21 protein-coding genes and 2 pseudogenes are annotated in these 23,088 nt (G+C 60.3%); 14 read left to right on the top strand and 9 right to left on the bottom strand.

Translation table 11 applies throughout. The features are described 5' to 3' along the window. Window positions 1-65: 65 nt before the first annotated feature. The 5 genes from fdnG (at window position 66) to GA566_RS16030 (ending at window position 6,775) form a co-directional block, all read left to right on the top strand. Window positions 66-3,119, top strand: a complete 3,054-nt coding sequence (fdnG, locus tag GA566_RS16050; protein ID WP_160473334.1) for a formate dehydrogenase-N subunit alpha — start codon at window positions 66-68, stop codon at window positions 3,117-3,119. Window positions 3,120-3,130: 11 nt separating this feature from the next. Beyond that, complete coding sequence (gene fdxH, locus GA566_RS16045; protein WP_160473333.1) at window positions 3,131-4,006, top strand: formate dehydrogenase subunit beta; 876 nt, start codon at window positions 3,131-3,133, stop codon at window positions 4,004-4,006. Between the two features lie 15 nt (window positions 4,007-4,021). Next, window positions 4,022-4,678: a formate dehydrogenase subunit gamma gene (locus GA566_RS16040; protein WP_160473332.1), complete on the top strand. Its 657-nt coding sequence runs from the start codon at window positions 4,022-4,024 to the stop codon at window positions 4,676-4,678. Then, window positions 4,675-5,550, top strand: a complete 876-nt coding sequence (fdhE, locus tag GA566_RS16035; protein ID WP_160473331.1) for a formate dehydrogenase accessory protein FdhE — start codon at window positions 4,675-4,677, stop codon at window positions 5,548-5,550. Before GA566_RS16040 ends, fdhE begins: the two co-directional genes overlap by 4 nt. Before the next feature lie 85 nt (window positions 5,551-5,635). Then, entirely contained in the window at window positions 5,636-6,775 is a 1,140-nt protein-coding gene (locus tag GA566_RS16030) for an L-dopachrome tautomerase-related protein (protein WP_370459313.1), read from the top strand. Between the two features lie 47 nt (window positions 6,776-6,822). Here the strand turns inward: GA566_RS16030 and GA566_RS16025 are convergent, their stop codons facing one another. Next, complete coding sequence (locus GA566_RS16025) at window positions 6,823-8,154, bottom strand: MATE family efflux transporter (RefSeq protein WP_160474619.1); 1,332 nt, start codon at window positions 8,152-8,154, stop codon at window positions 6,823-6,825. 226 nt (window positions 8,155-8,380) lie between these two features. On the opposite strand from GA566_RS16025, the gene GA566_RS16020 reads away from it, so the two are divergent. Beyond that, entirely contained in the window at window positions 8,381-8,851 is a 471-nt protein-coding gene (locus GA566_RS16020; protein ID WP_160474618.1) for a MarR family winged helix-turn-helix transcriptional regulator, read from the top strand. Window positions 8,852-8,947: 96 nt separating this feature from the next. Here the strand turns inward: GA566_RS16020 and GA566_RS16015 are convergent, their stop codons facing one another. Further along, entirely contained in the window at window positions 8,948-9,889 is a 942-nt protein-coding gene (locus GA566_RS16015) for a cyclase family protein (protein WP_370459312.1), read from the bottom strand. 342 nt (window positions 9,890-10,231) lie between these two features. On the opposite strand from GA566_RS16015, the gene GA566_RS16010 reads away from it, so the two are divergent. Together GA566_RS16010 and GA566_RS16005 are read left to right on the top strand one after the other, a co-directional pair. Next, window positions 10,232-11,101 carry a hypothetical protein gene (locus tag GA566_RS16010; RefSeq protein ID WP_160473330.1) on the top strand — a complete coding sequence of 290 codons (870 nt, stop codon included), beginning with the start codon at window positions 10,232-10,234 and terminating at the stop codon, window positions 11,099-11,101. A 172-nt stretch (window positions 11,102-11,273) separates the two neighbouring features. After that, complete coding sequence (locus GA566_RS16005; RefSeq protein WP_346814233.1) at window positions 11,274-11,474, top strand: hypothetical protein; 201 nt, start codon at window positions 11,274-11,276, stop codon at window positions 11,472-11,474. 67 nt (window positions 11,475-11,541) lie between these two features. Here the strand turns inward: GA566_RS16005 and actP are convergent. The 5 genes and pseudogenes from actP to phbB all read right to left on the bottom strand — a co-directional run. Then, window positions 11,542-12,396 (bottom strand): annotated as a pseudogene (actP, locus tag GA566_RS16000) (cation acetate symporter); the annotation flags it as partial. A gap of 171 nt (window positions 12,397-12,567) precedes the next feature. Further along, window positions 12,568-13,407, bottom strand: coding sequence for a universal stress protein (locus GA566_RS15995; RefSeq protein WP_137927430.1), 840 nt, complete (start codon window positions 13,405-13,407; stop codon window positions 12,568-12,570). Between the two features lie 37 nt (window positions 13,408-13,444). Then, complete coding sequence (locus tag GA566_RS15990; RefSeq protein ID WP_160473329.1) at window positions 13,445-13,957, bottom strand: hypothetical protein; 513 nt, start codon at window positions 13,955-13,957, stop codon at window positions 13,445-13,447. Window positions 13,958-13,968: 11 nt separating this feature from the next. Then, window positions 13,969-14,169 carry a DUF2892 domain-containing protein gene (locus GA566_RS15985; protein ID WP_137927428.1) on the bottom strand — a complete coding sequence of 67 codons (201 nt, stop codon included), beginning with the start codon at window positions 14,167-14,169 and terminating at the stop codon, window positions 13,969-13,971. 529 nt (window positions 14,170-14,698) lie between these two features. After that, the gene (gene phbB / locus GA566_RS15980) at window positions 14,699-15,445 is read right to left on the bottom strand and encodes an acetoacetyl-CoA reductase (RefSeq protein WP_160474616.1); all 747 of its coding nucleotides are present in this window, start codon (window positions 15,443-15,445) and stop codon (window positions 14,699-14,701) included. 411 nt (window positions 15,446-15,856) lie between these two features. Between phbB and GA566_RS15975 the strand changes: the two genes are divergently transcribed. From GA566_RS15975 to GA566_RS15965, 3 genes and pseudogenes are all read left to right on the top strand, one after another. Continuing rightward, entirely contained in the window at window positions 15,857-16,294 is a 438-nt protein-coding gene (locus tag GA566_RS15975; RefSeq protein WP_160473328.1) for a hypothetical protein, read from the top strand. Between the two features lie 176 nt (window positions 16,295-16,470). Further along, window positions 16,471-17,470, top strand: a pseudogene (locus tag GA566_RS33675) (IS256 family transposase). Next, window positions 17,404-18,066 (top strand): polysaccharide deacetylase family protein, encoded by a 663-nt coding sequence (locus tag GA566_RS15965; RefSeq protein WP_160474615.1) that lies wholly within the window; start codon window positions 17,404-17,406, stop codon window positions 18,064-18,066. Before GA566_RS33675 ends, GA566_RS15965 begins: the two are co-directional and overlap by 67 nt. 244 nt (window positions 18,067-18,310) lie before the next feature. Here the strand turns inward: GA566_RS15965 and GA566_RS15960 are convergent, their stop codons facing one another. Beyond that, complete coding sequence (locus tag GA566_RS15960) at window positions 18,311-20,596, bottom strand: heavy metal translocating P-type ATPase (RefSeq protein WP_237380412.1); 2,286 nt, start codon at window positions 20,594-20,596, stop codon at window positions 18,311-18,313. A gap of 145 nt (window positions 20,597-20,741) precedes the next feature. After that, window positions 20,742-21,068 (bottom strand): hypothetical protein, encoded by a 327-nt coding sequence (locus tag GA566_RS15955; protein WP_137927426.1) that lies wholly within the window; start codon window positions 21,066-21,068, stop codon window positions 20,742-20,744. A 103-nt stretch (window positions 21,069-21,171) separates the two neighbouring features. Here GA566_RS15955 and GA566_RS15950 point away from each other — a divergent pair, with 103 nt between their 5' ends. The 3 genes from GA566_RS15950 to GA566_RS15940 all read left to right on the top strand — a co-directional run bounded on the left by GA566_RS15950 (window position 21,172) and on the right by GA566_RS15940 (window position 22,928). Further along, a complete protein-coding gene (locus GA566_RS15950) occupies window positions 21,172-21,756 on the top strand; it encodes a hypothetical protein (protein ID WP_237380410.1) in 585 nt (194 codons plus the stop codon). A 162-nt stretch (window positions 21,757-21,918) separates the two neighbouring features. Continuing rightward, window positions 21,919-22,563 (top strand): BON domain-containing protein, encoded by a 645-nt coding sequence (locus GA566_RS15945; RefSeq protein WP_137927425.1) that lies wholly within the window; start codon window positions 21,919-21,921, stop codon window positions 22,561-22,563. A 5-nt stretch (window positions 22,564-22,568) separates the two neighbouring features. Continuing rightward, window positions 22,569-22,928, top strand: a complete 360-nt coding sequence (locus GA566_RS15940; protein ID WP_137927424.1) for a hypothetical protein — start codon at window positions 22,569-22,571, stop codon at window positions 22,926-22,928. Window positions 22,929-23,088 lie beyond the last annotated feature (160 nt).

The raw sequence follows: 23,088 nt of genomic DNA, 5'->3' as shown, positions 1-23,088 counted from the left end.
CAAATCCGATCGACACACCTATTTCGTTTCGAGCCAGGCAACATCCATTGCTCAAGGAGTTGGTTTTGAATCCCGGAAGAAGGCAGTTCATGAAGCTGTGTGGTGCGGGGGCGGCAGGGGCAACTGCACTGGCGCTGGGTTTCACTCCCTCCACGGCTTACGCGGTGCAGTCCAGACAATACAAGCTGCTTCGCGCCAGGGAGACTCGCAACAACTGCACCTACTGTTCCGTGGGCTGCGGCCTGTTGATGTATAGCCTCGGCGACGGTGCAAAGAATGCGAAGGCGAGCATCTTTCATATCGAGGGCGATCCCGATCATCCGGTCAGCCGAGGTTCCCTCTGCCCCAAGGGCGCTGGCCTCCTGGACTTCATCCATAGCGATAGCCGGCTGAAGTATCCCGAGTATCGGGCGCCCGGGTCGAACGCGTGGCAACGCATCAGTTGGGACGACGCCTTCGCGCGCATTGCCCGGCTCATGAAGGATGATCGGGACACGCACTTCGTCGAACGCAACGACGCAGGCGTCCTCGTCAATCGCTGGCTGACCACTGGGATGCTTTGCTCTTCGGCAGCGAGCAACGAGACAGGTGTACTGGATCAGAAGTTTACGCGTGCCCTGGGAATCCTCGGCATGGACAGCCAGGCTCGGGTCTGTCACTCCCCAACCCCGGCGGCGCTCGGACCATCGTTTGGCCGAGGTTCGATGACGAACAACTGGGTGGATATCCGGAACGCCAACGTTGTCATCATCATGGGCGGAAATCCCGCCGAGGCCCATCCAGTTGGTTTCAAATGGGTGATCGAGGCCAAGATCAGGAATGGGGCCAAGGTCATCGTCATCGATCCCCGCTTCAATCGCAGCGCATCTGTCGCCGATTTCTACACCCCGATTCGCGCCGGCTCGGACATCGCGTTCCTGATGGGTGTGGTCAATTACCTGTTGCAGCACGACAAAATCCAGCATGAGTACGTCAAGACGTACACCAATGCCAGCTTGATCGTGCGCGACGACTACGCGTTCGACGATGGCCTGTTCAGCGGATACGATCCCGGCCAGCGTACCTACGATCGCTCGAGCTGGAATTATGAACTCGATGCGCAGGGACATGCGCGCAAGGATCCCACGCTGCAGCATCCACGCTGCGTCATCAACCTGCTACGTCAGCACGTCTCGCGCTACACGCCAGACCTGGTGTCGCGCCTTTGCGGCGTGACGCTGGACGACTTCCGCCACATCTGCGAGGTGTTGGCCGAAACCAGCGCGCGGGACAAGACCGCGACCTTCCTGTATGCGCTGGGCTGGACCCAACACTCATCCGGCTCCCAGATCATCCGTGGTGCGGCAATCATCCAGTTGCTACTCGGCAATATCGGCATGCCGGGCGGCGGCGTCAATGCGCTCCGGGGCCACTCGAATATCCAGGGTTACACGGACCTCGGGCTGCTATCGCTGAGGCTGCCTGGCTACATGGATTTGCCATCCGAAAAGCAAACCACGCTCGACCAGTATCTCGCGCAAAGCACACCGCGCGAGCTGATTCCCGATCAGGTCAATGGGTTCCGAAATACACCGGCGTATTTCGTCAGCCTGATGAAGACCTTTTGGGGAGACAAGGCCACGCGCGCCAATAACTGGGGTTTTGACTGGCTGCCCAAATGGGACAAGAGCTACGACGTCCTCGCGTACACAGACATGATGTACGAAGGGAAGGTTAATGGCTACATCGTCCAGGGCTTCAATCCCCTGGCCGCATTGCCAGACAAGAACAAGATCCAGCAGGCACTTTCGCGTCTCAAGTTTCTGGTCGTCATCGACCCGCTTGGCACCGAAACGTCGACCTTCTGGAAGAATCATGGCGAGCAACATGACGTAGATTCATCGCGGATTCAGACCGAGGTTTTCCGTCTCCCGTCATCCTGTTTTGCAGAGGAGAACGGCTCCATCGTCAATTCCGCCCGTTGGCTTCAGTGGCACTGGGCAGGCGCCAATCCACCGCATGAAGCCAAACAGGACGCCGCGATCATAGGAGGCTTGTTCACGAAGCTGCGCGAACTGTACGAAAAGGAAGGCGGCGCAAATCCCGATCCCGTACTGAACATGTCGTGGAACTACATAGTCCCCGAGGATCCGACGCCAGAAGAGATCGCGCGAGAGACAAATGGTTATGCGCTGGCAGATCTCCACGATGCAAGTGGAAGACGCCTGGCGCGCAAGGGCGAACTGCTATCCGACTACTCTCTTCTGCGCGATGACGGCACAACCGCCAGCCTTAACTGGATCTTCGCGGGGTCCTGGACACAGAGCGGGAATCAAATGGCTCGCCGCGACAACTCCGACCCGTCCGGACTCGGTTGCACGCCGGGATGGGCCTGGGCCTGGCCGCAGAATCGGCGCGTGCTGTACAACCGTGCGTCACTGGATCTCGATGGAAAGCCCTGGGATCCCAGGCGCAAGCTGATCGAATGGAATGGTCAGCGCTGGACAGGCTTTGACGAGCCCGATTTCCCGGTGACCGTGCCACCGGGAAGCGCTGCCGGTCCGTTCATCATGCTGGCAGAAGGTGTAGGGCGACTGTTCTCCGGAGGCAGCCTGGTGGAAGGCCCGTTCCCGGAACACTACGAACCCGTCGAGAGCCCGATCGCTGCAAATCCATTGCATCCGACGGTCAAGCAGAATCCGTCCACACGTGTCTTGCCTAACGACTCGGCACGTATGGGCGATCGCCGCCAGTTTCCCTACGTGGCCACTACCTACGGTATCACCGAGCTATTCCGGCACTGGACCAAGCACTCGCGGTTGAACGCGATCCTGCAGCCCGAGCAGTTCGTTGAAGTCGGCGAACAGCTTGCACAGCGCAAGGGCATTGTTGCCGGAGACATGGTCAAGGTGTCCTCCCATCGCGGATACATCAAGGCTCGCGCTGTGGTCACCAAGCGAATCCGCACACTGGAGGTCATGGGCGAACCGCTGGACACCATCGGTGTGCCATGCGTCTGGGGGTTCGAGGGTGCCACGAAAAAGGGATACCTCGCGAATGCCCTGAGCCCCGCTGTTGGCGACGCCAATACACAGACCCCCGAGTACAAGGCATTTCTCGTCAACATCGAGAAGATCTAGGAGCGGCGTTCATGTCGATTCAACCACAAGACATCATCCGTCGTTCTGCGACCCACTCCGCCACGCCTGCACCGCGCGTGCGGGACCACCAACTGGAAGTGGCAAAACTCATTGACGTCTCCATTTGTATTGGCTGCAAGGCATGCCAGGTTGCCTGCGCCGAGTGGAACGATCTGCGTGACGAGGTGGGTACGAATGTCGGCGTCTATGACAATCCCCGCGATCTGTCGCCCAAGACCTGGACGCTCATGCGTTTTGACGAGTATGAGAACGAATCCGGCAAGCTCGAGTGGCTGATCCGCAAGGACGGCTGCATGCATTGCGAGGACCCGGGGTGTCTGAAAGCATGTCCGAGCCCAGGCGCGATCATCCAGTACGCCAACGGCATCGTGGATTTTCAGTCCGAACATTGCATTGGGTGCGGCTACTGCGTGGCCGGTTGCCCTTTCGACGTCCCCCGCATCAGCAAGGAGGACAACCGTGCGTACAAATGCACGCTGTGCTCGGATCGCGTGGCAGTGGGGCAAGAGCCGGCGTGCGTGAAATCCTGCCCCACCGGTGCCATCTCGTTCGGCACCAAGGAAGAAATGACCGAACAGGCCAGCAAGCGCGTGGCGGAGCTCAATACGCGCGGCTATGAACACGCGGGGATCTACGATCCGGCCGGCGTGGGCGGCACCCACGTCATGTACGTCCTGCACCATGCGGACCGACCTCAGCTCTATCGTGGCCTGCCAAAGGATCCCCGCATCAGTGCTGTCGTGCGTGGCTGGAAGGGGCTGATGAAGCCGCTCGCTGCGGCGGCCTTTGTCGCGACACTCGCGGGCTCGTTTCTGCACTACGTAGGTGTAGGACCGAACACCACGACCGAAGGCGACGAAGATTGAACGAGGGGTTCCTTCATGAAAACTGCAAACAAGATTCTTCGCACGGGGTTCATCGAGCGCGCCTGCCATTGGGTACTCGCGTTCTGCTTTTTCGAGGCAGCTTGCTCGGGCCTTTCCTGGTTCTTTCCCAGCCTGTCATGGCTGAGTTCTGTGCTGGGAACACCGCAGCTTGCGCGCGTCTTGCACCCATTCTTTGGCGTCGCAGTATTCCTGTTGCTGGCGTTCATGTTCATCCGCTTTGCGAAGCACAATCTGTTCGTCGCAACAGATCGGATCTGGTTTCACCATGCAGGAGATGTACTCAGAAACCGGCATGACAAGCCGCTGCGAATCGGCAAGTACAACGCGGGTCAGAAGGTGCTGTTCTGGCTGATCATGGCCCTGATCTGCATGCTTCTCCTGACGGGGATCGTGATCTGGCGAGCCTACTTCGCTACGCTCTTCCCCATTCCCGTCGTCCGTCTCGCGTTGCTTGGGCATGCACTGGCAGGTGTTGGACTCATCTTGCTCATCGTGGGACATATTCACCTGGCTATCTGGGTACGCGGCTCCATCGCCTCGATGCTCACCGGTTATGTGAGTCGCGCATGGGCGAGACAACACCATGATCGTTGGTACGAGGAAGTGAGACAGGAGCAGGCCGCGCAGGACTCCCGGAAGAAGCATCAATGACCACCATCGATATCGTTCCGGCAGATGAGCGCTCGGCAGCTTTGCTGATCGAGCATGTGATATGGCCCGACCCCCTGTCTCTCTATGGCAAACGGGCCAAAAGACTGCGTGAACTTGCCGTTGACCATCCCGAGGCGGCCTACCTGGAGTTCGCAGCGAAAGTCTGTACGGCGCAGCAGGAAATTTTCGCGACTTTGCCGCACGCGAACGCGGCGCCAGGCATGACACGCGCCGATGCACTATCGACCCACGAGCTGCTCGCACAACCTTGCTGGCAGGAAGCATTGACGAGGCTGGTGCAGGCGATGCCTGCCGCGGCGCCTGCCGGAATGAATGAGCCAGCGAGGCTGGTGCATCAAGCGCAGTCGTTACTGCAGGGTCGATTCGGAAGCGTGGGGCAACGTGATTCTGTCTTCCTTTGGGCTGCGTTATCTCTGCAGTGGTCGCATGTTGCAGCACACATGACGTCCGGGCACGAGCCTCGGGGACCAGCGCAGGCGCGTTTCGACTGCCCAACGTGCGGAAGTGCGCCTTCGGCCAGCATCATCCCTGGTGGCAAGCGCGGCGGCTTGCGCTATCTGCACTGCCCACTCTGTGAGACACGATGGCATCTGGTGCGTGCAGTGTGCAGTTGCTGCGGTGGCGACGATGAAGTGGAGTACTGGTCAGTGGACGAGGCTCGTGCGGTGGTCAAGCTGGAGACCTGCGGGGATTGTCACGGATACCTCAAGGTTTGCTTCGCGGACTTCGATGCGCGCGCTGATCCGGTTGCAGATGACCTGGCGTCGCTTCCCCTCGATTACGAGGCAGAAAGGATGGGCTTCCTGCGGACAGGAATCAATCCATTCGCATTCCCAGCCGACGGTCCCTGATCGTTGAAGCCAGTCTACGACGCCGTAACGCTGCGTCGGGGCATGCGCCCGCATGCCATCTATTCATTCCCTGTTGGAGAACAACGTGCCGCACCTCTTCAAGAAACAACCTTTGACCTTGATGGCCATTGCGATACTCAGTGCTATGTCATCCACCGCCAATACAGCGTTCGCCTCTACCGCCGCGTCGGCAGTGCAAGCCGATGAGGTCGTAGCCATGCGGAAGAATACTCAAATGCCCTGGAACGCCGTGGTGGTCGACGCACGCGGCCGGTTCATCGTCAGCTCACCGCTGTGGACCGGAAACACTGGCCCTGCGGTGGCAATCGCGGAGGAGAACGGTTCACTGACACCGTATCCAGACGCAGGATGGAACAGATGGAAGGCCGGCAATGATGCGACACGCGCATTCGTCAGCGTGAACGCCATTCACGCTGACGCGCGCGGCGACTTGTGGATCGTGGATACGGGCTCGCCAGATTTTGGCGGTACACCGGTCGCTGGTGGCCCGAAAATCGTACACATCGATCCCCGCACCGATACTGTGGTACGCGTCTACACCTTTCCCAAGGATGTGATTCGCGCCCACACCTACATCGATGATATTCGCATCAACGGGCGTCACGCGTACATCACCGATGCAGGAGAAGGTGCGGTTCTCGTGCTGAACCTGGACGATGGCAAGGTGCAGCGTCGCTTCGACGGCATGCCCTTCGCTCGCGCCCGTGCACGCGACACCATCGTCGTGAATGGCAAGGTATTGACTGGCACCGATGATCGTCCGCTGAGAGTCAATGCCGACCCGCTCGAAGTTAGCCCGGATGGCCGTACCTTCTACTTCGGCCCACTGTCAGGTCCACTGTCCCAGATAGAAACACGCTACCTGGACGATGAAACGCTCGACGACAATACGCTGGCGAAGCACGTCAGCACATGGTTCGACAACCCGCCGGTAGGTGGCACTGCCATGGGCGCAGATGGAAGCCTGTATTACACCCCCTTGGCCGACAACTCCCTGATGCGGCGCGCACCGGATGGCACCGTATCCATGCTATTGCGTGACCATCGCCTGCGCTGGGTTGATGCCCCGTTTCTCGATGGCAAGGGACACATTTACTTGCCCGTACCACAAATCGATGGCGCAGCGCCCTTTAATCATGGTCAGTCAACGATCCGTTATCCGGTAGAGCTTTTCAAAATCAATCTTCCTTCCGGCCTGAAGTGAAACGGCAGTACCGGAGGAACGCCCCCCTAGAAAACGGGGGGCTTTTTTTAGTTCCCAGCACGCCCGTGGCCCCAATTTCCGCGGGCCACCGCCCACAGAATGAAACTACCGTAGACGAGCATCGCAAGGGCGCCAAAGGCAAAGTACTGTTGCAAGGTTGCACCCAGAGACAATGCAAGGCCGCCGACACCGGCGAACAAACTGAGGCGCAGCGCTCCGGCCACCAACGGCCACTTGAGTCGACCTGCACCTTGAGATGCAAAGTAGAGCGAGAAGCCAAGGGCGAAGAAGCCATAGAACGGACCCACCATATGCAAGTAGGCGACGCCCGCTACCAGCAAATGCTCGTCTGCTCCAAAAAGTCCCAGCCACGCGGTGGGCCATAGTGCCGCAGCCAAGCCAACCAGTTCGGCCAATGCGAAAGCCATGAATCCACCGCTAAGTGCGATGCGCCGCGCGCGGTCGACCTGACCTGCGCCGATGTTGGCGCCCACGAGCGCGACCATTGGGGCGCCGAAGCCGAACGCGATTGGAATCAGCAGGTACTCGAGCCTGGCTCCCGTTGCGTAGCCTGCCAGCGCCGCGGTGCCGCCATGCCCACCAACTTGAGCGGTGGTCACCGCTATCAGCGCATTGGTAAGTACCGGATTGATACATGCGAGTGCGCCAACGGTCAAAATGCTGCGCATGGGTGCCCAATGCAATGCGCCTGGCGCAAGCCGCGCGGCGGAACGTCCCGACAAACAGAACCAGCCTAGTATCGCAGTGCCTGCTGCGTAATACATCACCAAAGCCCATGCGCCACCGGCAATTCCCAAAGGGGGAATCGGGCCCCAACCAAAAATCAGGCAAGGAGAAAGTGGCACCAGGGCGACGGCACCTCCACAGATCACCATCCCGGGAAATGACATGTTGCCCGTGCCCCGAACCACACTGGCAAGTGCGTTCATCGCCCACATTAGCGGAAGGCCTGCGAATAGCACATGACCGTAAGTGCAAGCCGCATCCAGTGCCGCACCCTTTGCGCCAAGAAGCGAAAAAAGTGGCCGCTGAAACGTCAGGAGCAACGCGGAGAAAGCAACGCCAATAAGGATGTTGATGGCGAGGGCGTGCCGAGGAATCTGATTTGCCAACGACTGATTACCGGCTCCAAGTGCGCGCGCTACCGCTGCAGATATCCCGCCACCCATTGCTCCTTGTGACATGTTTCCCATGAGCATGAGTACAGGTATGACAACGGCGACACCGGCCAGTACGTCCGTACCGAGTTTCGCCAGGAACCATGTCTCGATCAACCCCGTCGATGCCTGGGCCAGCATCATGAGCATGTTTGGCACGCTCATGCGAAGAACCGTTGGAACGATGGGCGCCTCCAGCATCAATCGCAGGCGTGGATTGGAGGCGCCCATCGTCGCCGATCCAGAGGTAGTCATCTCGTTTGGCCTTTCGCCATAAGGCGGGTCATCCAGCAACAAATTACGTGCATATGCAAGCAACCAACTTTACTTGCATATGCACGCATTGGTCAAGATGCACTACACTACGATCCGAAACGATCGCTCCCCTGCCTTGATTGAGGAAATTTGAGACTTGGCCGAATCCAGAATGCCCACTTCGATAGCAAAAGACCCATTGATCTGCAATGGATCTGCCTTGCGCAAGGCGACGCGCCGTATCACGCAGCTCTATGACGCCGCCCTGGCACCATGTGGGTTGACCGTCTCACAGCGGTCCATACTGGTTCACATCGCACGAGGACAGATGCCAACAATGACCGAGTTGGCACAGGCCATGGTGCTTGATCGCTCGGCGTTGGCGCGGAATATCCAACCGCTCGAGCGGGATGGCTACCTGGTTCAAGTGCGAGACACCAAGGACGGCAGAAGCAGGAGAGTCGACCTCACTCAAGAGGGAAAGGCTAAGTTAGCCGAGTCGAATCGACTCTGGCGCCAGGCACAGGATCGCTTCGAAGCAGTGTACGGAGCCGAGCGAGCCGCGGCACTACGGCTTGCACTGGCCGAGATCTACTCAGACGAATTTTTCGACGCTTTCACTGCGGCATCAGTATCTAGATGAACGCCTCCGAGGCGCCAGCGGACAAGGCATTTTTCCACCTACTCACTTTGGCGCGACAGGTCGATTCCAGCCGTGCGACGTTGACCCAAGGATGGTCTATCGAATGGCAACCGGATTCACGTTGACCTGCGTGGATCCCACATAGAGTGGCTGCCCCAGGACGAACAGGAATTCCCACGCCTGATCGCGTACCAGGGCCCGGCTGTCGATCAACTCCAGGTTGTAGATGCCACGCTTGGCGAGCATGTACTGATTCACCGGGAACTCTTCCTTTCCGTGCGGACTCGGGTAGACCTCCGAAGCCCATGTATCTCCCCCGAACGCTACGATGCCCTGGTCAGCCAGCCATTTGGCGGCGTCCATGCCAATGCCGGGCTCCACTTCCAAGAACTGGTTGTTGTCCTTCCCGACCAGTTCCAGCCAGCCGGTATTGAAGAGCACCACGTCGCCCTTGCGCAGCGTAATGCCCTGTTTTTTCAGTACGGCCTGTACATCCTTCACCGAGAACTCGGTGCCGCCAGGAACGATGGCTTGGCCAAAGTGCGCGGTCATGTCGAGTACCACACCGCGTGTCACCAGTGGGGGCACTTTCTCCACACCGAGCTTCCTGACACCATTCACGCTGACGAAATCGGCGGCCCGGTTCCCGTTGTAGTACACGTTGTCGATACCGATATGACCGATACCGTTGAGCTGTGTCCCGACGCCGGTCCAGGCATTGACCAGTTCGTCGTTGAACGTGAATTTGTTCGGACCAAGCGACAGGCCAGCCTGCTGTCCAACTTGCACGTTGTAGAGCTGGAAGCTGCGATGCCGGTAGGCCGGGAGCGACTTGTCCACCGGCACGGCCAGCGGATAGGTCTTGCCAGTCTTCACCAGCGTGACCGCCTGCCTGACGACGTCCGGCGTTAGCAGGTTGGCCGCACCAATCTCGTCGCTCGCGCCATAAGGCGATGGATACCAGTCTGCTGCGGACGCGGCATGCATGAATAGCGGCAGCGTGCCGATCAGGAAAGTTTTGGCGAGTGTTTTGTTCACGAAAATCGTCCTCGTTGGAGCGTGGCGCCGTTCCATGCACCAGCTTTCAGGCACGGTCTTGCGCGAATGGGCACCACGCAGGTCAGAGCCCTAAGTCTGACTTCGACCCTCACGACGAAAAAGCCGCCAGGCTGCGAATATGACTTGCATTGCAGTCAACAATGCGGGCGCGCAGCAAGTCACCAGCCTGCCGGCGCCCAGGGCGAGAACGTCAAGATCGGCAAGGCGACGCCCTGCCAGTCACACGCTGCACGGACCACCCTTCCCTTCGACAACTCAAGTGTGCGCGTCCCATGCCGTTAGGGAATGGAGCAATCGACTCCTCCCATACCTTGAGGCAACATGCTCGTGGTCGATTCGCAGAACAGCTCGATCCGCATGATTACGCCCGCAGGCGTGGTCAGTACCGTGGTTGGCACCAACACGGTGGGCACGGTGGATGGTCCGGCCGCAACCGCGCGCTTCCGCTATCCGAGCGCCGTCACGCTCGGCCCAGGTGGCGACATGTACATCGTCGATAGCGGGAACCACTCCATCCGCAAGTTCGACGGCACCACCGTCTCCACGTTGGCGGGCTCCGCGGCAGGAACGCCGGGGTATGCGGACGGCACGGGCACTGCGGCACTGTTCACGAGTCCGACGAGTGCGGTGCTCCATGCCGACGGCAATCTCTATGTCACGGAATTCAACAACCACGTGATCCGCAAGATCACGCTGGCAGGCGTGGTCACGACGCTGGCGGGCAGCAACGTAGCGTTTGGCAACGTCGATGGCACCGGTGCCGCCGCGCGCTTCATCTCCCCGTCCGACATCCAGATGGATGCGTTCGGCAACCTCTTCGTCGTGGACATCTCGACCAACACGATCCGGAAAATCACGACGGCTGGCGTCGTGACGACTTTCGCCGGCTCGGGCGCGGCCGGTGTGGTGGATGGCGTGGGCACGGCCGCGCAGTTCGATGGTCCGAACGGGCTGGTCATCGACCCGGAAGACAACCTCTACGTAGCGGACCGCAACGGCAACACGATCCGCAAGATCACGCCAGCGGGTGTCGTCACGACCATTGCGGGGTCCACGACCTCGGGCTCCGCAAACGGTAGCGGCTCGGTGGCGCGGTTTTCCGCCCCGATCTCGCTCGCCATGGACAGCGCCCGCAACCTGTACGTGACGGAACTGAACCGCAACACGATCCGCAAGATCACGTTGCCCTGACCGTCGCCTGCTCGCCTCCGCCCGGAGGTGAGCAGGCTGGACGCGTCGCCCCAGACAGGTGATGGTAGTAGAGCTTCAAGGCGGCAACCCCTTCGCACGAACTGCTCCATCAGCAGTTGTGGGGGTCGAAAGCGGTCGGCGCAGTGGGCTTCGGGAGCTAGTCAAACTGCCGATGATCCTGACCGTCGGCGGGGACGAATCCCCGGAATGCCACCGCCTTCAGCACGAATATCAAGAACTGCTATCCGATGCCGGTGTTGACGTGGAGATCGTCTTGCAGAACGGTGGTCATCATTTCGACGCCGTCGATCTGATGGGCGAGGCGAACGGTGCTCTGGCCATCGCAGTGCTGCGGATGATTGAACGAGCTTAAAGCTCGGCGGCGGGTGGAGTGACGGGAATCACCTGTGTTTCCTGCCGTCGACCAGTGGCGTCGCGGCGAACACGTCGACCCACACTGCCTGCGACAGTACGGTGAGTACCACCGCCGACAACAGGCCCAGGAAGCCACCGATCATCGCACCGCGTGTGGTGCAGCCCTTCCACAACACCGAGAGAAAGAGCACCGGGAAGTTGGCCGATGCCGCTACCGCAAACGCCAGTGACACCATGAACGCGATGTTCTGCTTCTCGAACACGATGCCCAGCACCACGGCAATGACGCCGAGCACAACCGTGGTGATCTTGGACACGCGCAACTCCATGGCACTGGTTGCCTTGCCGTGCTTGAAGACGGTCTGGTAGAGGTCGTGGGACACCGCCGAGGCGCCCGCCAGCGTCAGCCCTGCCACAACGGCCAGGATGGTCGCGAATGCCACGGCCGAGATAAAGCCCAGGAAGACGTTGCCACCCACCGCATTGGCCAGGTGAACGGCCGCCATGTTGACGCCGCCCAACAGCTTGCCGCTGCCATCCTGAAAACTGGCATTGGTACTCACCAGCACGATCGCGCCAAAGCCGATGATGAACGTGAGGATGTAGAAATAGCCAATCCAGGTGGTCGCCCAGAACACCGACTTGCGGGCTTCCTTGGCATTGGGCACCGTGAAAAAGCGCATCAGGATGTGCGGCAGGCCGGCAGTGCCGAACATCAGCGCAATCCCGAACGAGATGGCCGATATCGGATCCTTGATGAAGTTGCCCGGACTCATGATGGAGTCCTTCTTCGCATGCACTTCTACCGCCTTGGCAAACAGCGCCTCAGGGCTGAAATGAAACTGGGCCAGCACCATGAACGCCATGAACGACGCGCCGCCCAGCAGCAGGCATGCCTTGATGATCTGTACCCATGTGGTGGTGATTCGGGGTAAACGCCTAACGGCATAGTGGACGGATACGCCCAGCGACACCTTTGTCATTGCGGTCTGACTGACAAGTCACCACAGATGGCGTGATCCGTCAGCACTTGTCGCGGATGAACCTTCAGGAAAATGCGTGACGATGTCGAGAACAGAAGTGCCAGCGACCTAGTGCGACATCAGCACGGGCACGGTCATCGAGCGCAGCAGCGCCGCCGTGACGCCACCAAGCATCAGTTCACGCATCCGGCTGTGGCCATACGCCCCCATCACCAGCAGGTCAGCATCGAGATCGGCCGCGTGCGACAGCAGCAGCTCTCCAGTTTCGTCGCCGTGGTCAATGGTGGCTTCTCTGAGGCGCGCCTGCACGCCATGGTCCTGCAGCCACGTTTGCGCGTAACGTCCCGGCGAAGCCCAGGGGTCAGTCATCTGGTCCGGGTTCACGTATTCGGTGATCTCCACAGACGCCGCGCTGCGCAAGATCGGCAATGCATCGTGGATGGCGCGGGCACTCTCCGCCCCACCGTTCCACGCTATCAGCACGCGGCGCCCCACGCTGGGGAACGCACCCGTATGAGGCACGATCATCGCCGGGCGTCCACTGCGCATGATCATCTGATCGACAAAATGGCCATCGGTCATCGTCAGTGGATCGGCGGGATCAGCCTGCCCCAGTATCGTCAGGTCTGCCATACGCGTCTCGACAACCACCGCAGATGGCGTGCCCCAGTCCACTTCGCGCCATTGCGTGCGAATATCGACGCCCGCCGTTGCGCCCTCGAATGCCAGTTTCGCCCCCCTGCGCGCCTGGTCTTGCCACCGATTGAACGAAGCGACATAGCGGTCGCCATTCAACACGCCCTGAATCGCATTCGGATCGGGCCGGCCAGCGGCAAACAGGCCGATCAGCTTTGCGCTGTGAGCCAATGCAATCTGAGTGGCCAGATGCAGGCGTTGATGCAGTTGCCTGCTGCCATCCAGATGAACAAGGATGGTGGCGTAATTCATGGCGAAGCCTCCCCGAATACAGTTCGGCAGGAAACCCTTACGTCTGGCGGACGCGTGCGGACGTGGCCGCACTGCCCGCTTCGGCACCCTGCCCGTTCAGCATGAAGGCCATGCGGCCCAACTGGTCGTAGAACTCGTTGAACGCGGTCGATATGCCGTTCAGGCCGTTATTGATGACTGCGTTTGCTGGCAGCGGCTGTTTCTGGTCGATGGCGAGCCATTGGTCGCCGCACGCGCGACACTGTTCGAGCCATCCTCCCATGCCCTCGGTCATCAGCCGCGCATACTCGCCGATCAGCGCGCCTTGGTGCGCTGCGCTCTCGGACGCCACGCAGACCATTGACTCCTGCAAGGTCTGCCAGTCCTTCGCAGCAGAGACCTTGACCAACATGGCGCGGCATGTCTTCAACTGCTCCTCCATCGCCTTGACATGGGACTTCAGTACGTCACGGCGCGCCTCGCCCAGCGCAGCGGACAGGCGGAAGGTATTTCCGAGCAGCGTTTGCATGGGGCCGAGCATGGGGTCGGCTTTTGATGCGGTATCCGTCATGACGTGCTCCTTCAGGCGGTAGGCGGTTGTTGTGTGCACGTGCTCCAGCCAAAGAGCCGGTACAGCGGGCAGTAACCGGCCAGGCCGGTCAGGAGCGGCACGACACCAATCCATCCCCATGGCGGGATGGTGCCACTCGCAGCCAACAGCAAGAGCACGATGCCGACCAGCATGCGCAGTGCGCGATCCACATTGCCTTCGTTCCGTTTCATGACACTCCTCCGTGAATGACCTTGTCTTCCCGCTGCGCCATGGCGCACGTTACTTGGACTGACTCTCGGTATAGGGCTCGAACTTGCTGGCGCGCGCCACATCGTCGGGCTGCGGACGTTCGTCGGGAAACTTCCCGGCGTCGGCCCGCCGCGGGAGGCTGCGTGGGCGCCACCATAGAGGTCGCCGCTCTCGGTGTTGTTCTTCTGTGCAGTGACGGACGATGCCGTCTACACCGCAACGGCAGCGAATATCATTGGTCCCAGTGCTTGCCTGCGCTTCATTTGCTCCCGCATCGGTACGTTTTAAGACTAGGACTACTTCCCGAATCAGGCTTGACGCATGTCAAGCTAAGGCAGCCGATCGGCGCAAAGTCTCACACGTTCGCGAAACCGACCGATCCGAGGACCTACCTCTGGAGGCAACCATGCACGACTTTGTCATTGACTTACATCTACAGTGGCGCGCGGCATCAGGGCAGTCAGGCACGAGAAGCAGAAGCCCTGCCCTGTCGGCGGCAAATCAGCACGTCTACGACATGTGGTAGCCACCATTGATGGCAAGGTTTGCCCCCGTGACGTAAGCTCCATCGTCGGAGCAAAGATAGGCAATGAGTCCGGCCACTTCGCTTGGCCGCCCAAGACGGCCGACGGGAATCTGCGGCAGAATTCGCTGCGCGAGAACATTTTCAGGAATGGCACGCATCATTTGGGTGTCGAGGAAACCAGGCGAAATCGTGTTGACCGTGATGCCTCGGCCGGCAAACTCGAGAGCCAATGACTTTGTAAGCCCGTGAACGCCGGCCTTGGCAGCGGCGTAGTTCGCTTGGCCTATAGCTCCGCATGAGCCAACTACCGACGAAATATTGACAATACGCCCCCACCCCCGTTCTACCATGCCATTACAGACTTGACGGGTCATGTTGAACATGGAATCGAGGTCTGTGGTCAATACCGCCCGCCAGTCGGCCGCCGTCATTGCGGCGAAGGCGCCGTCTCGCACAATGCCAGCATTATTGACCAGCACTTCGATATTGCCGATTTCAGACTGCACTCGGGCTACGCAACGCTGGCATGCATCATAGTCATCGACGTCCACGGGGAAGGCTGCGATGTTTCGCTTCTCTCCCCATTGAGTCTCCAACCATGCTGCGACATGTTCATTGTGCGGCGAATATGTCACTACGACACGAAACCCTTCCTTATCCAGCCGCAGGGCAATCGCCTCACCGAGCCCACCCATGCCGCCAGTGACGACGGCTACTCGTTCCATATTCATCATCACCCCTCTTCAATCAAGTATGCGCGCGCTTTCAAACCTCGCGGAGTGCCACAAGCTGGCCTTCTGCCAGAAGGCTCATATGTCCCACTCGGCTATAGAAGTACAAGTCAATCAAGGTGCTCAACATGCCCACAAACACATCGCGATTGTCGATTTGAGCTGCTGACCGACCATCGATATCCACTGGTCCTCACACCCCCGACACGCAAGCAAAGGGCCGCACGGTCAGCATTGCTTTTCGTCTCATGCTGCCTCCCGGCACATTGCACAGTCTTCAAGATAGGCATTGTTCAACGTCCGATCTTGCGACGAATCAAGCATCGTCCCGCATGCGGAGATTGACCTAGCGCAAGTCGTCATGCCATCGCGTTGCCAAAATACACAAGAAAGAGGACATCAGGAGGGCACATGCATCGTCCGTTCTTTCCCTTGGCGCCATGGCGCGCGGTGGCGATTACTACAATCCTTTTGACGACGGCGCTTCATGCCTTGACCGCGCATGCGGGGGTGACTGGCGTCGAACTCCCGAAACATCGCCCAATCCCAATCCTGACTTACCATCGCTTTGGGCATGCGCCCGGAGACTCGGTGACGGTACGCGTTGACAGCTTTGTATCGCATCTGCGGGCTATTCGTCATGCCGGCTTTCAGGTCGTACCTTTGGAACAGGTGCTGGCATGGTATCGAGGGGACGTGAACACGTTGCCGGAACGCGCGGTAGTTATCACGATGGGCCTGTCAGGAATTTTGTGTGTAGGGCATAACATGTCGTTAAGGAGCATGTATGCCACGCAAACCGAAAGCCCCATTGCGGGAATTGCCCGCCATCCCGAAGGAATTAATTGATCAATTCGTCAAAGGCCCGATGACCGCCGAGGCGGTGCAGGATGCGGCCATGGCGTTCAAGAAGGCGCTGATCGAGCGTGCGCTGGGTGCCGAACTGGGCCATCACCTGGCTATCCAGCCGGTACCGAGCGCCTGGCAGAGACAACCAATCAGCGCAACGGCAAGAGTGCTAAGACGTGCTGACCGAGGACGGGCCGCTGCGCCTGGACATCCCGCGCGATCGGGATGGCAGCTTCGCTCCGATCTTGATCCCCAAACACGAGCGGCGCTTCACGGGTTCGATGACAAGATCATCGCCATGTACGCCCGCGGCATGACGGTTCGCGAGATTCAGGCGTTTTGGTCGAGCAGTACGGCACGAGGTTTCGCCCGAGTTCATCAGCTCGGTGACCGACTCGTGATGGAGGAGATCACGGCATGGCAGGCCGTCCGCTCGAGATCATGTACCCGGTGGTGTTCTTCGATGCCCTGCGGTCAAGATGCGCGAGGACGGCGTGTGCGCAACAAGGCCGTCTATCTGGCGCTCGGCGTCTTGCCCGATGACGCGCGACATCCTTGGCCTATGGATCGAAACCACGAGGGCGCCAAGTTCTGGATGAAGGTCTTCAACGATCTTAAAACGCGCGGCACGCAGGACATCCTGATTGCGGTGACCGACGGCCTCAAGGCATGGAGCCCGCGTTAAACGCCGTATTCCCGAACACCACGCTGCAGACCTGCATCGTGCATCTGATCCGGGGCAGCCTGGACTACGCAGGGTGGAAGGACCGTCGGGCGGTGGCCGCAGCGCTCAAACCGATCTACACGGCGCCCAGCGCGGAAGCGGCCATGGCCGAGTTGGCAGCCTTTGAGCAAGGGCAATGGGGACAGCGGTACACACCGATCCCGGCTGCCTGGCGCCGGGCTTGGGATCAGGTCATTCCATTCTTTGCATTCCCGCCGGCGATCCGCAAGATCATCTACACGACGAATGCCATCGAAAGCATCAACGCGCAGCTACGCAAGATCATCAAGACCCGAGGCCACTTCCCCAGCGACGAAGCTGCCACCAAGCTGTTGTGGCTGGCCCTGCGCAACATCACTGGAAAATGGGGGATGGCAACGCATGACTGGAAGGCGGCCATGAATCAGTTCGCAGTGTTGTACGAAGACCGATTTACCCACCCGCACCTCTGAGAGAATGCAGGCTTGCCAATCCATTCGACCGGCAAGCCTCTAGCTGTCCTGCACACAAAAAAACTGACAGGCCCATCACGATCGATGACGGACATCGCTCAGTCTATGATGTCCTTCGCCCCTTACTACGCGATCGGCATTGGGCTATACCTATCACCCTATTTATTTATCCTTCAGCCATCTCCAATGCGTCCGACGCGTTAACCTGGGAGGAGTTGCGCACGATGAAGCAGGACGGATTTTTCACCATTGAGTCTCACGCGTACTGGCATCCCAACTTTCGCTCGGAGCGCGCTCTACGTGATGCCGCCAGTTTTCGTGCGTTCGTGCTTGAGCAACTCGTGCATGCCCGAAGCCGCGTCTCCGCTGAGACGGGTGCCACGGCGACGTGCATTGCGTGGCCATTTGGCATTCACGACACTGAACTGGAGGCGTTGGCTGTCGACGCTGGCTACGTCGCAGGATTCACAAGCGAGCCCCGCCCTGTCACGCGTGCAGAGACCGCCATGGCACTTCCTCGCTATCCGATTAACGATGTATGCGGCGAAGAGTGTATATGGGGTATTTTGCGCGAAACGGACCCCTATCATAACTAAGCGCACCACAAGCGGAGTACGCTCGACCGCGGATTCGGCAGTTGCATTTGTCGAAAAAAAGTTCGTAAATTGCGGGAAGCGTCGCCACGCGACCCTTTGCAGCCATAGCATAGGGAACCCCTCTGCCGTCTCGCCCCGAACAACAATCAGGATGAGCGAGCTTGCTGGCCACGGCGCGGTCACCACATTGCAGGATGTTGGCATCCACATGCCCGGCATCCGGCGTGGTTAGCCCGGGCGGGGATCATGCCCGCTTCGGTTCCATTTTCTCGAGTACGTGATACAGCTCGTCTTCCTGCGCGCAATGCAGACGGACAACTGCTTCAAGGGCGTACAAGGAGCGCTGTATTTGCCGTACAGCCTCGTTGCTCGGACCATCTTGCGGCATTGCGGCGATGGCCTTTTCCAGCCCCGATGTCAATCGAAATATCTCGCGGTGCATGCCACTCAGCGGCGCCATCGGGTCCTCCCCGCCAAGCAACTGCGCGACCTCTGGATACAGGTGAAGATCGTCCCTGCGTTCGTGCGGCACGAGCACCTCGCTCAGAGACCGGTTCAGCGCGAGCAACTCGCTGTGCGCCGCCTCGCAGTTCAAAGTTGGCAAGGTATCGGCCACCACGCGAATCCTTTCCATGATTGGCTCGAGCAATGCATGCTCCGCCTTCAGCCGCCCCACAACATCGGGGGCCAATGTCGCCTTTCGCTCCTGGCGCGCGGGTAATGCGGCGCGTAGCGCCGTCAAGATGGCTACGACATCAATCGCCTCCTGCAGGATTGCGCCTGCCAGTGGCGGCAACGCACCCGCACCCGCGGCGAGCATCGCGCCAAGAGACAGCGTCATGCCCAAGACCGCGCTCTGCCTGGCGATCCGCAGCGTGCGACGCGCGATGCGCACGCCATCGGCCAGACGATCGAGGCGGTCCACCATCAACACTACATCCGCAACCTCCGAAGCCGAGGCAGCACCGCGCGCCCCCATGGCGATGCCAACGTCAGCAGCAGCCAGGGCGGGCGCATCGTTGACACCGTCTCCCGCCATGATGACCACCCCATCATGGCGGGCGGCCCGTATACGCGCAAGTTTCTGAGCGGGCGATTGCGCCGCATAGACTTCCTCGATACCCAACATTGTCCCCAGAGCTTCCGCCAGATCCCGCCGGTCCCCGGTAAGCATCGCTTGCCGCACCAAGCCTTCGCGCCTCAACAGGCGCAAGGCCCGAGGGGTGTCCTCTCTCACGGCATCTGCGAGTGCCAGGATGCCAACCAATCGACCGTCACCCCCCACGAACACTGCCGACATGCCGCCTATACGAATGCGCTGTTCTATTGCGCCGGCCCACGTTGGCAGAGTGGCATCACCGACGACGTAGTCACTGGAGCCCATCCTGACCACGCAACCGTCGACAATCCCCTCGACACCTGCGCCCGCCTGCTCTTTCACACCCTTTGGCGAGGCCAGTGGCACGCCCCGCTGACGGGCGGCCATCGTCAAGGCATCGGAGATGACATGTGACGACCCCTGACCGAGCGATGCAGCAAGCCGGAGTGGCGTCTCTACCGGCTCGCCCGGCGCGCTGGCCATTTCGACAAGCCGCGCCGTACCGCGCGTAAGCGTGCCGGTCTTGTCAAAAAACAGGATGCTGGCACGCGCCAGCCGCTCCATGGCACCTCCGCCCTTCACGAGCACGCCGTGGCTCGCGCAACGCGACAGTCCAGATACCACGGCAACCGGTACGCCCAGAATCAGCGGACATGGTGTGGCCACGACCAGTACGGCCAGCACGCGCAAGGCGTCGCCGCTCCATAGCCAACTGGCACCCGCGACGGCCAGCGCCACAACGATAAAGAACAAGGCATAACGATCGGCGAGGCGCGTCAGCGGGCTGCGTTCGGCCTGTGCTGCCGCCACCATGCGCAGAATGCCGGAAAACGTACTGTCCGACTCCGTCGCATGCGCAACCATCTCCAGCACGGACCCGGCATTCAGTACACCGCTGCAAACGGCTTCCCCCGCAGCCCGCCGCTGGATTGTGGCTTCTCCCGTGAGAGCAGACTCATCAAGATCGCCAGCGCAGGCCAACACGCCGTCGACGGGAAGCACATCTCCATGCCGCACCATGAGCCGGTCGCCTGGACGAACCTCACTCACGCCCACGGACACCCAGTTACCCTGCTCCTGTCGAATCGCCTGGCGAGGCGCATGCCTGAGCAGTGCGGTCATCTCCCGTTGCGCGCGGAACTGCGCGTAGTCCTCCAGCGCACGGCCACTCGCCAGCATCAGCGAGATAACGGCCGCCACGAGAAACTCTCCAAGACTCAGCGCAACGACCACCGATGCCAGGGCCAGCAGATCCACGCCGGCTTGCTTGCGAAACACGGACTTGACGCTTGTGACGGTATGCGCGATGACGTTGGGCAACACCCCGAGCAGCCAGATGCCATCAGCGACGGCGTCCCCGAACCACGCCCGCGCGGCAAATCCGCCCGCAAGCGTGACGGCCGAAATCACTGTTCCGGCGCTATTGAGCATTCTGGCACCCGACATCCTGATCGTGCCCCCTTTACATGACAGCTCGCGCCCTCCTCAGCGCGGATCGACTGGACTGACCTCCGTGCCGACGGTCTGAAAACCAGGCGTGACCGCAGCAATGCGCCCTCCCCCTGTCGATGCCCGCCTACTTCTTACTCTGTCCTTCTGAATACGGATCGAACTTCCCGGATCTCGCCACGTCATCGGGTTGCGGGCGCTCGTCCGGGAATTTTTTCGCGCCGGAAGACGCCGGCTGCTCATGTATGCCGTCAGTGTAGGGATCGAACTTCCCGGAGCGTTGTGTCGATGACTTCCTGGCGTCCTTTGCCGGTGCTGCCTTGCCCGTTGCCGCATGTGCGCCGCCATAAAGATCACCGCCATCGGTGTAGTTCTTCTGCGCATGCGCAGCGGATACGGCCAACGCACTCATGACCACCGCAGCCATCGCACTCGGTGCAAGTTTTCGTTTCATTGCAGCTCCTTCACAAGACAGTCCGTTCCTGCATTCAGCGTAGGAATTCTGACCGTCGGGACCTTGACGCATATCAAGCGAGGAGAATCCGAGCAGCCTAGCCTTGAGTTGGGAAGACTTGCATCCCAACGATCTTAACTACCCGTCACGCGCCATGAACGACATTGCTGTGATTTTCTACTCTCGTAGCGGCACCACGCGGCTGGCTGCCCAAATGCTGGCCGATCGTCTGGACTGCCCCCTCTTTGAAGTCGAGGATGCAGTCAGTCGCGCTGGCTTCCGGGGTGACCTTCGATGCGTCTTCGACAACCTTCTGCGTCGGCATGTGCCCTATCGCTACGCTGGCCCACCCTTGTCCGAGTACGCCAACCTGGTCTTCATGGCGCCCGTCTGGGTCGGTCATCTCGCCGCACCGATGCGCAGCTTCCTGAGGGATCAGCGCCCGTTCACGCCGGGTGTGGCCGCCGCCGCGGTGATGGCTGCGCGAGGCGGGTTCCGCGCAGCCGAGGAGATTGCCGAGGCGCTGGGTCGTCCACCGCATCCCGTGATAGTGCTGTTGCAGCGTGACGTCGTCAGCGGAGACGCACGAGCCGACATCGATGCGTTTGCAACGGCGCTGATTTCCCAGCCGACAACCGATCCCGGCGTCTCCCGGCGCCCCGCGTGGCTCTCGCCAAACGAAGCCTAGCTTGCATGCCGCTACGGGCGCGCAGTACTGAGCAGGCCGCTGCCTTCCCGCCGCCGTTGGGTTGATTTGTGCCACGTCAAGGGCCAGATCCCCGGGTCTTCTAGATTGCAACATGCAGGGCCATCTTTCGATGACCCTGCATGACCTAGGCAGGAGAATGGAATGAAAACAGACATGGAAATCAAGCAGCTTATCGATGAAGAGCTCGACTGGGATCCTCGCGTAGCTGCCGCCGGAATCGGTGTCGAAGTACACCAAGGGGTCGTGACCCTCGCCGGCCACGTTGGCACATACTCGGAGAAAATTGCCGCGGAGAGCGCCGCCGAGCGCATAAGCGGGGTCAAAGGTATCGTGGTCAAACTTGAAGTGTCGCCGAAGTCTACGCTGGGTGACGAGGCTGTCGCGCTGGCGGCCCGCAACGCGTTGCAGTGGTATGTGCATGTGCCGGCCGACAATCTGCACGTGGAGATCGAAAAGGGTTGGATTACGCTCCGTGGCACCGTCCAATGGGGCTTTCAGCGCCGAGCGGCGGAAAACGCGGTCAGCCATATCCGCGGCGTTGTTGGTGTATCGAACCTGATCCGTGTTGTGCCGAAGGTCGTGCCGGAGGCAATTGAAGGAAAGATCGAATCCGCGCTTCGGCGTCATGCGGAACGCGAAGCCCATCACATCTCCATCAAGGCAAACGCCGGCGTCGTCACGCTGGAAGGAACCGTCGACTCGCTGGCCGAGCGCCGAGCCGCTGCCGGCGCCGCATGGTCTGCGCCGGGCGTTTCCGAAGTGGTCAACAACCTCCGCATCCGATAACCGAAATGGCATACGTCAACGCCTCCCTCGAAGAGCGAATGCGCGCGTGTGCCTACATGTTCTGGTTCGAGTCCTATCTTGGTGCGCCCGAGTTTCCTGCGTCCGAAGGGCTGATTCCATTGGATCCGATGCTGCGTCAGCGATACATCGCCTATCAGGACCGCTGTTATCGCCGGTGGCTGCAGCACGCGCTCAGCCTTGAGGGGAACGTCAAGGCATTCGAGGCCGCCTGCATCGCGGTGCGCGCGGGCTGGTTCGGCAAGTGCGACATACTGATGCGGGTTCGCGGATGGGCAAGCGCCATCTCTGAGCCACTGCAGACCGAACACCCGGCTGGGCCGCCACGTGCTACAGCCCGGTCATAATTCGATTAACATCGATATCAAACGGATATCACACGGGCCGCTGCGCCAGCAAAAAACTAGTCTGGCGCGGCTCAGATCAATGGGTCTCATGCAGCAGCAAACCGACGGTCATCGCGACGCTTCCGCCAGCGCCTCGTCGGGAGCAATCCCATGCGTGCGC

The organism is Cupriavidus sp. SW-Y-13 (assembly GCF_009793345.1).
Classification (GTDB): domain Bacteria; phylum Pseudomonadota; class Gammaproteobacteria; order Burkholderiales; family Burkholderiaceae; genus Cupriavidus.
Note: the sequence above shows the minus strand (reverse complement) of the source record. Positions and strands in the feature narration are given on the sequence as shown.

Coding starts and splice junctions, on each gene's coding strand:
- GA566_RS15995 (WP_137927430.1), bottom strand. CDS start 13,407: ATGAATTACGCCACCATCCTTGTTCATCTGGATGGCAGCAGGCAACTG.
- GA566_RS15985 (WP_137927428.1), bottom strand. CDS start 14,169: ATGAAACGGAACGAAGGCAATGTGGATCGCGCACTGCGCATGCTGGTC.
- GA566_RS16005 (WP_346814233.1), top strand. CDS start 11,274: ATGATCCTGACCGTCGGCGGGGACGAATCCCCGGAATGCCACCGCCTT.
- fdhE (WP_160473331.1), top strand. CDS start 4,675: ATGACCACCATCGATATCGTTCCGGCAGATGAGCGCTCGGCAGCTTTG.
- fdxH (WP_160473333.1), top strand. CDS start 3,131: ATGTCGATTCAACCACAAGACATCATCCGTCGTTCTGCGACCCACTCC.
- GA566_RS15975 (WP_160473328.1), top strand. CDS start 15,857: ATGCATCGTCCGTTCTTTCCCTTGGCGCCATGGCGCGCGGTGGCGATT.
- GA566_RS15960 (WP_237380412.1), bottom strand. CDS start 20,596: ATGCTCAATAGCGCCGGAACAGTGATTTCGGCCGTCACGCTTGCGGGC.
- GA566_RS16025 (WP_160474619.1), bottom strand. CDS start 8,154: ATGCTGGAGGCGCCCATCGTTCCAACGGTTCTTCGCATGAGCGTGCCA.
- GA566_RS15940 (WP_137927424.1), top strand. CDS start 22,569: ATGGCATACGTCAACGCCTCCCTCGAAGAGCGAATGCGCGCGTGTGCC.
- GA566_RS15990 (WP_160473329.1), bottom strand. CDS start 13,957: ATGACGGATACCGCATCAAAAGCCGACCCCATGCTCGGCCCCATGCAA.
- GA566_RS15945 (WP_137927425.1), top strand. CDS start 21,919: ATGAAAACAGACATGGAAATCAAGCAGCTTATCGATGAAGAGCTCGAC.
- GA566_RS16010 (WP_160473330.1), top strand. CDS start 10,232: ATGCTCGTGGTCGATTCGCAGAACAGCTCGATCCGCATGATTACGCCC.
- phbB (WP_160474616.1), bottom strand. CDS start 15,445: ATGAATATGGAACGAGTAGCCGTCGTCACTGGCGGCATGGGTGGGCTC.
- GA566_RS16020 (WP_160474618.1), top strand. CDS start 8,381: ATGCCCACTTCGATAGCAAAAGACCCATTGATCTGCAATGGATCTGCC.
- GA566_RS15955 (WP_137927426.1), bottom strand. CDS start 21,068: ATGAAACGAAAACTTGCACCGAGTGCGATGGCTGCGGTGGTCATGAGT.
- GA566_RS16040 (WP_160473332.1), top strand. CDS start 4,022: ATGAAAACTGCAAACAAGATTCTTCGCACGGGGTTCATCGAGCGCGCC.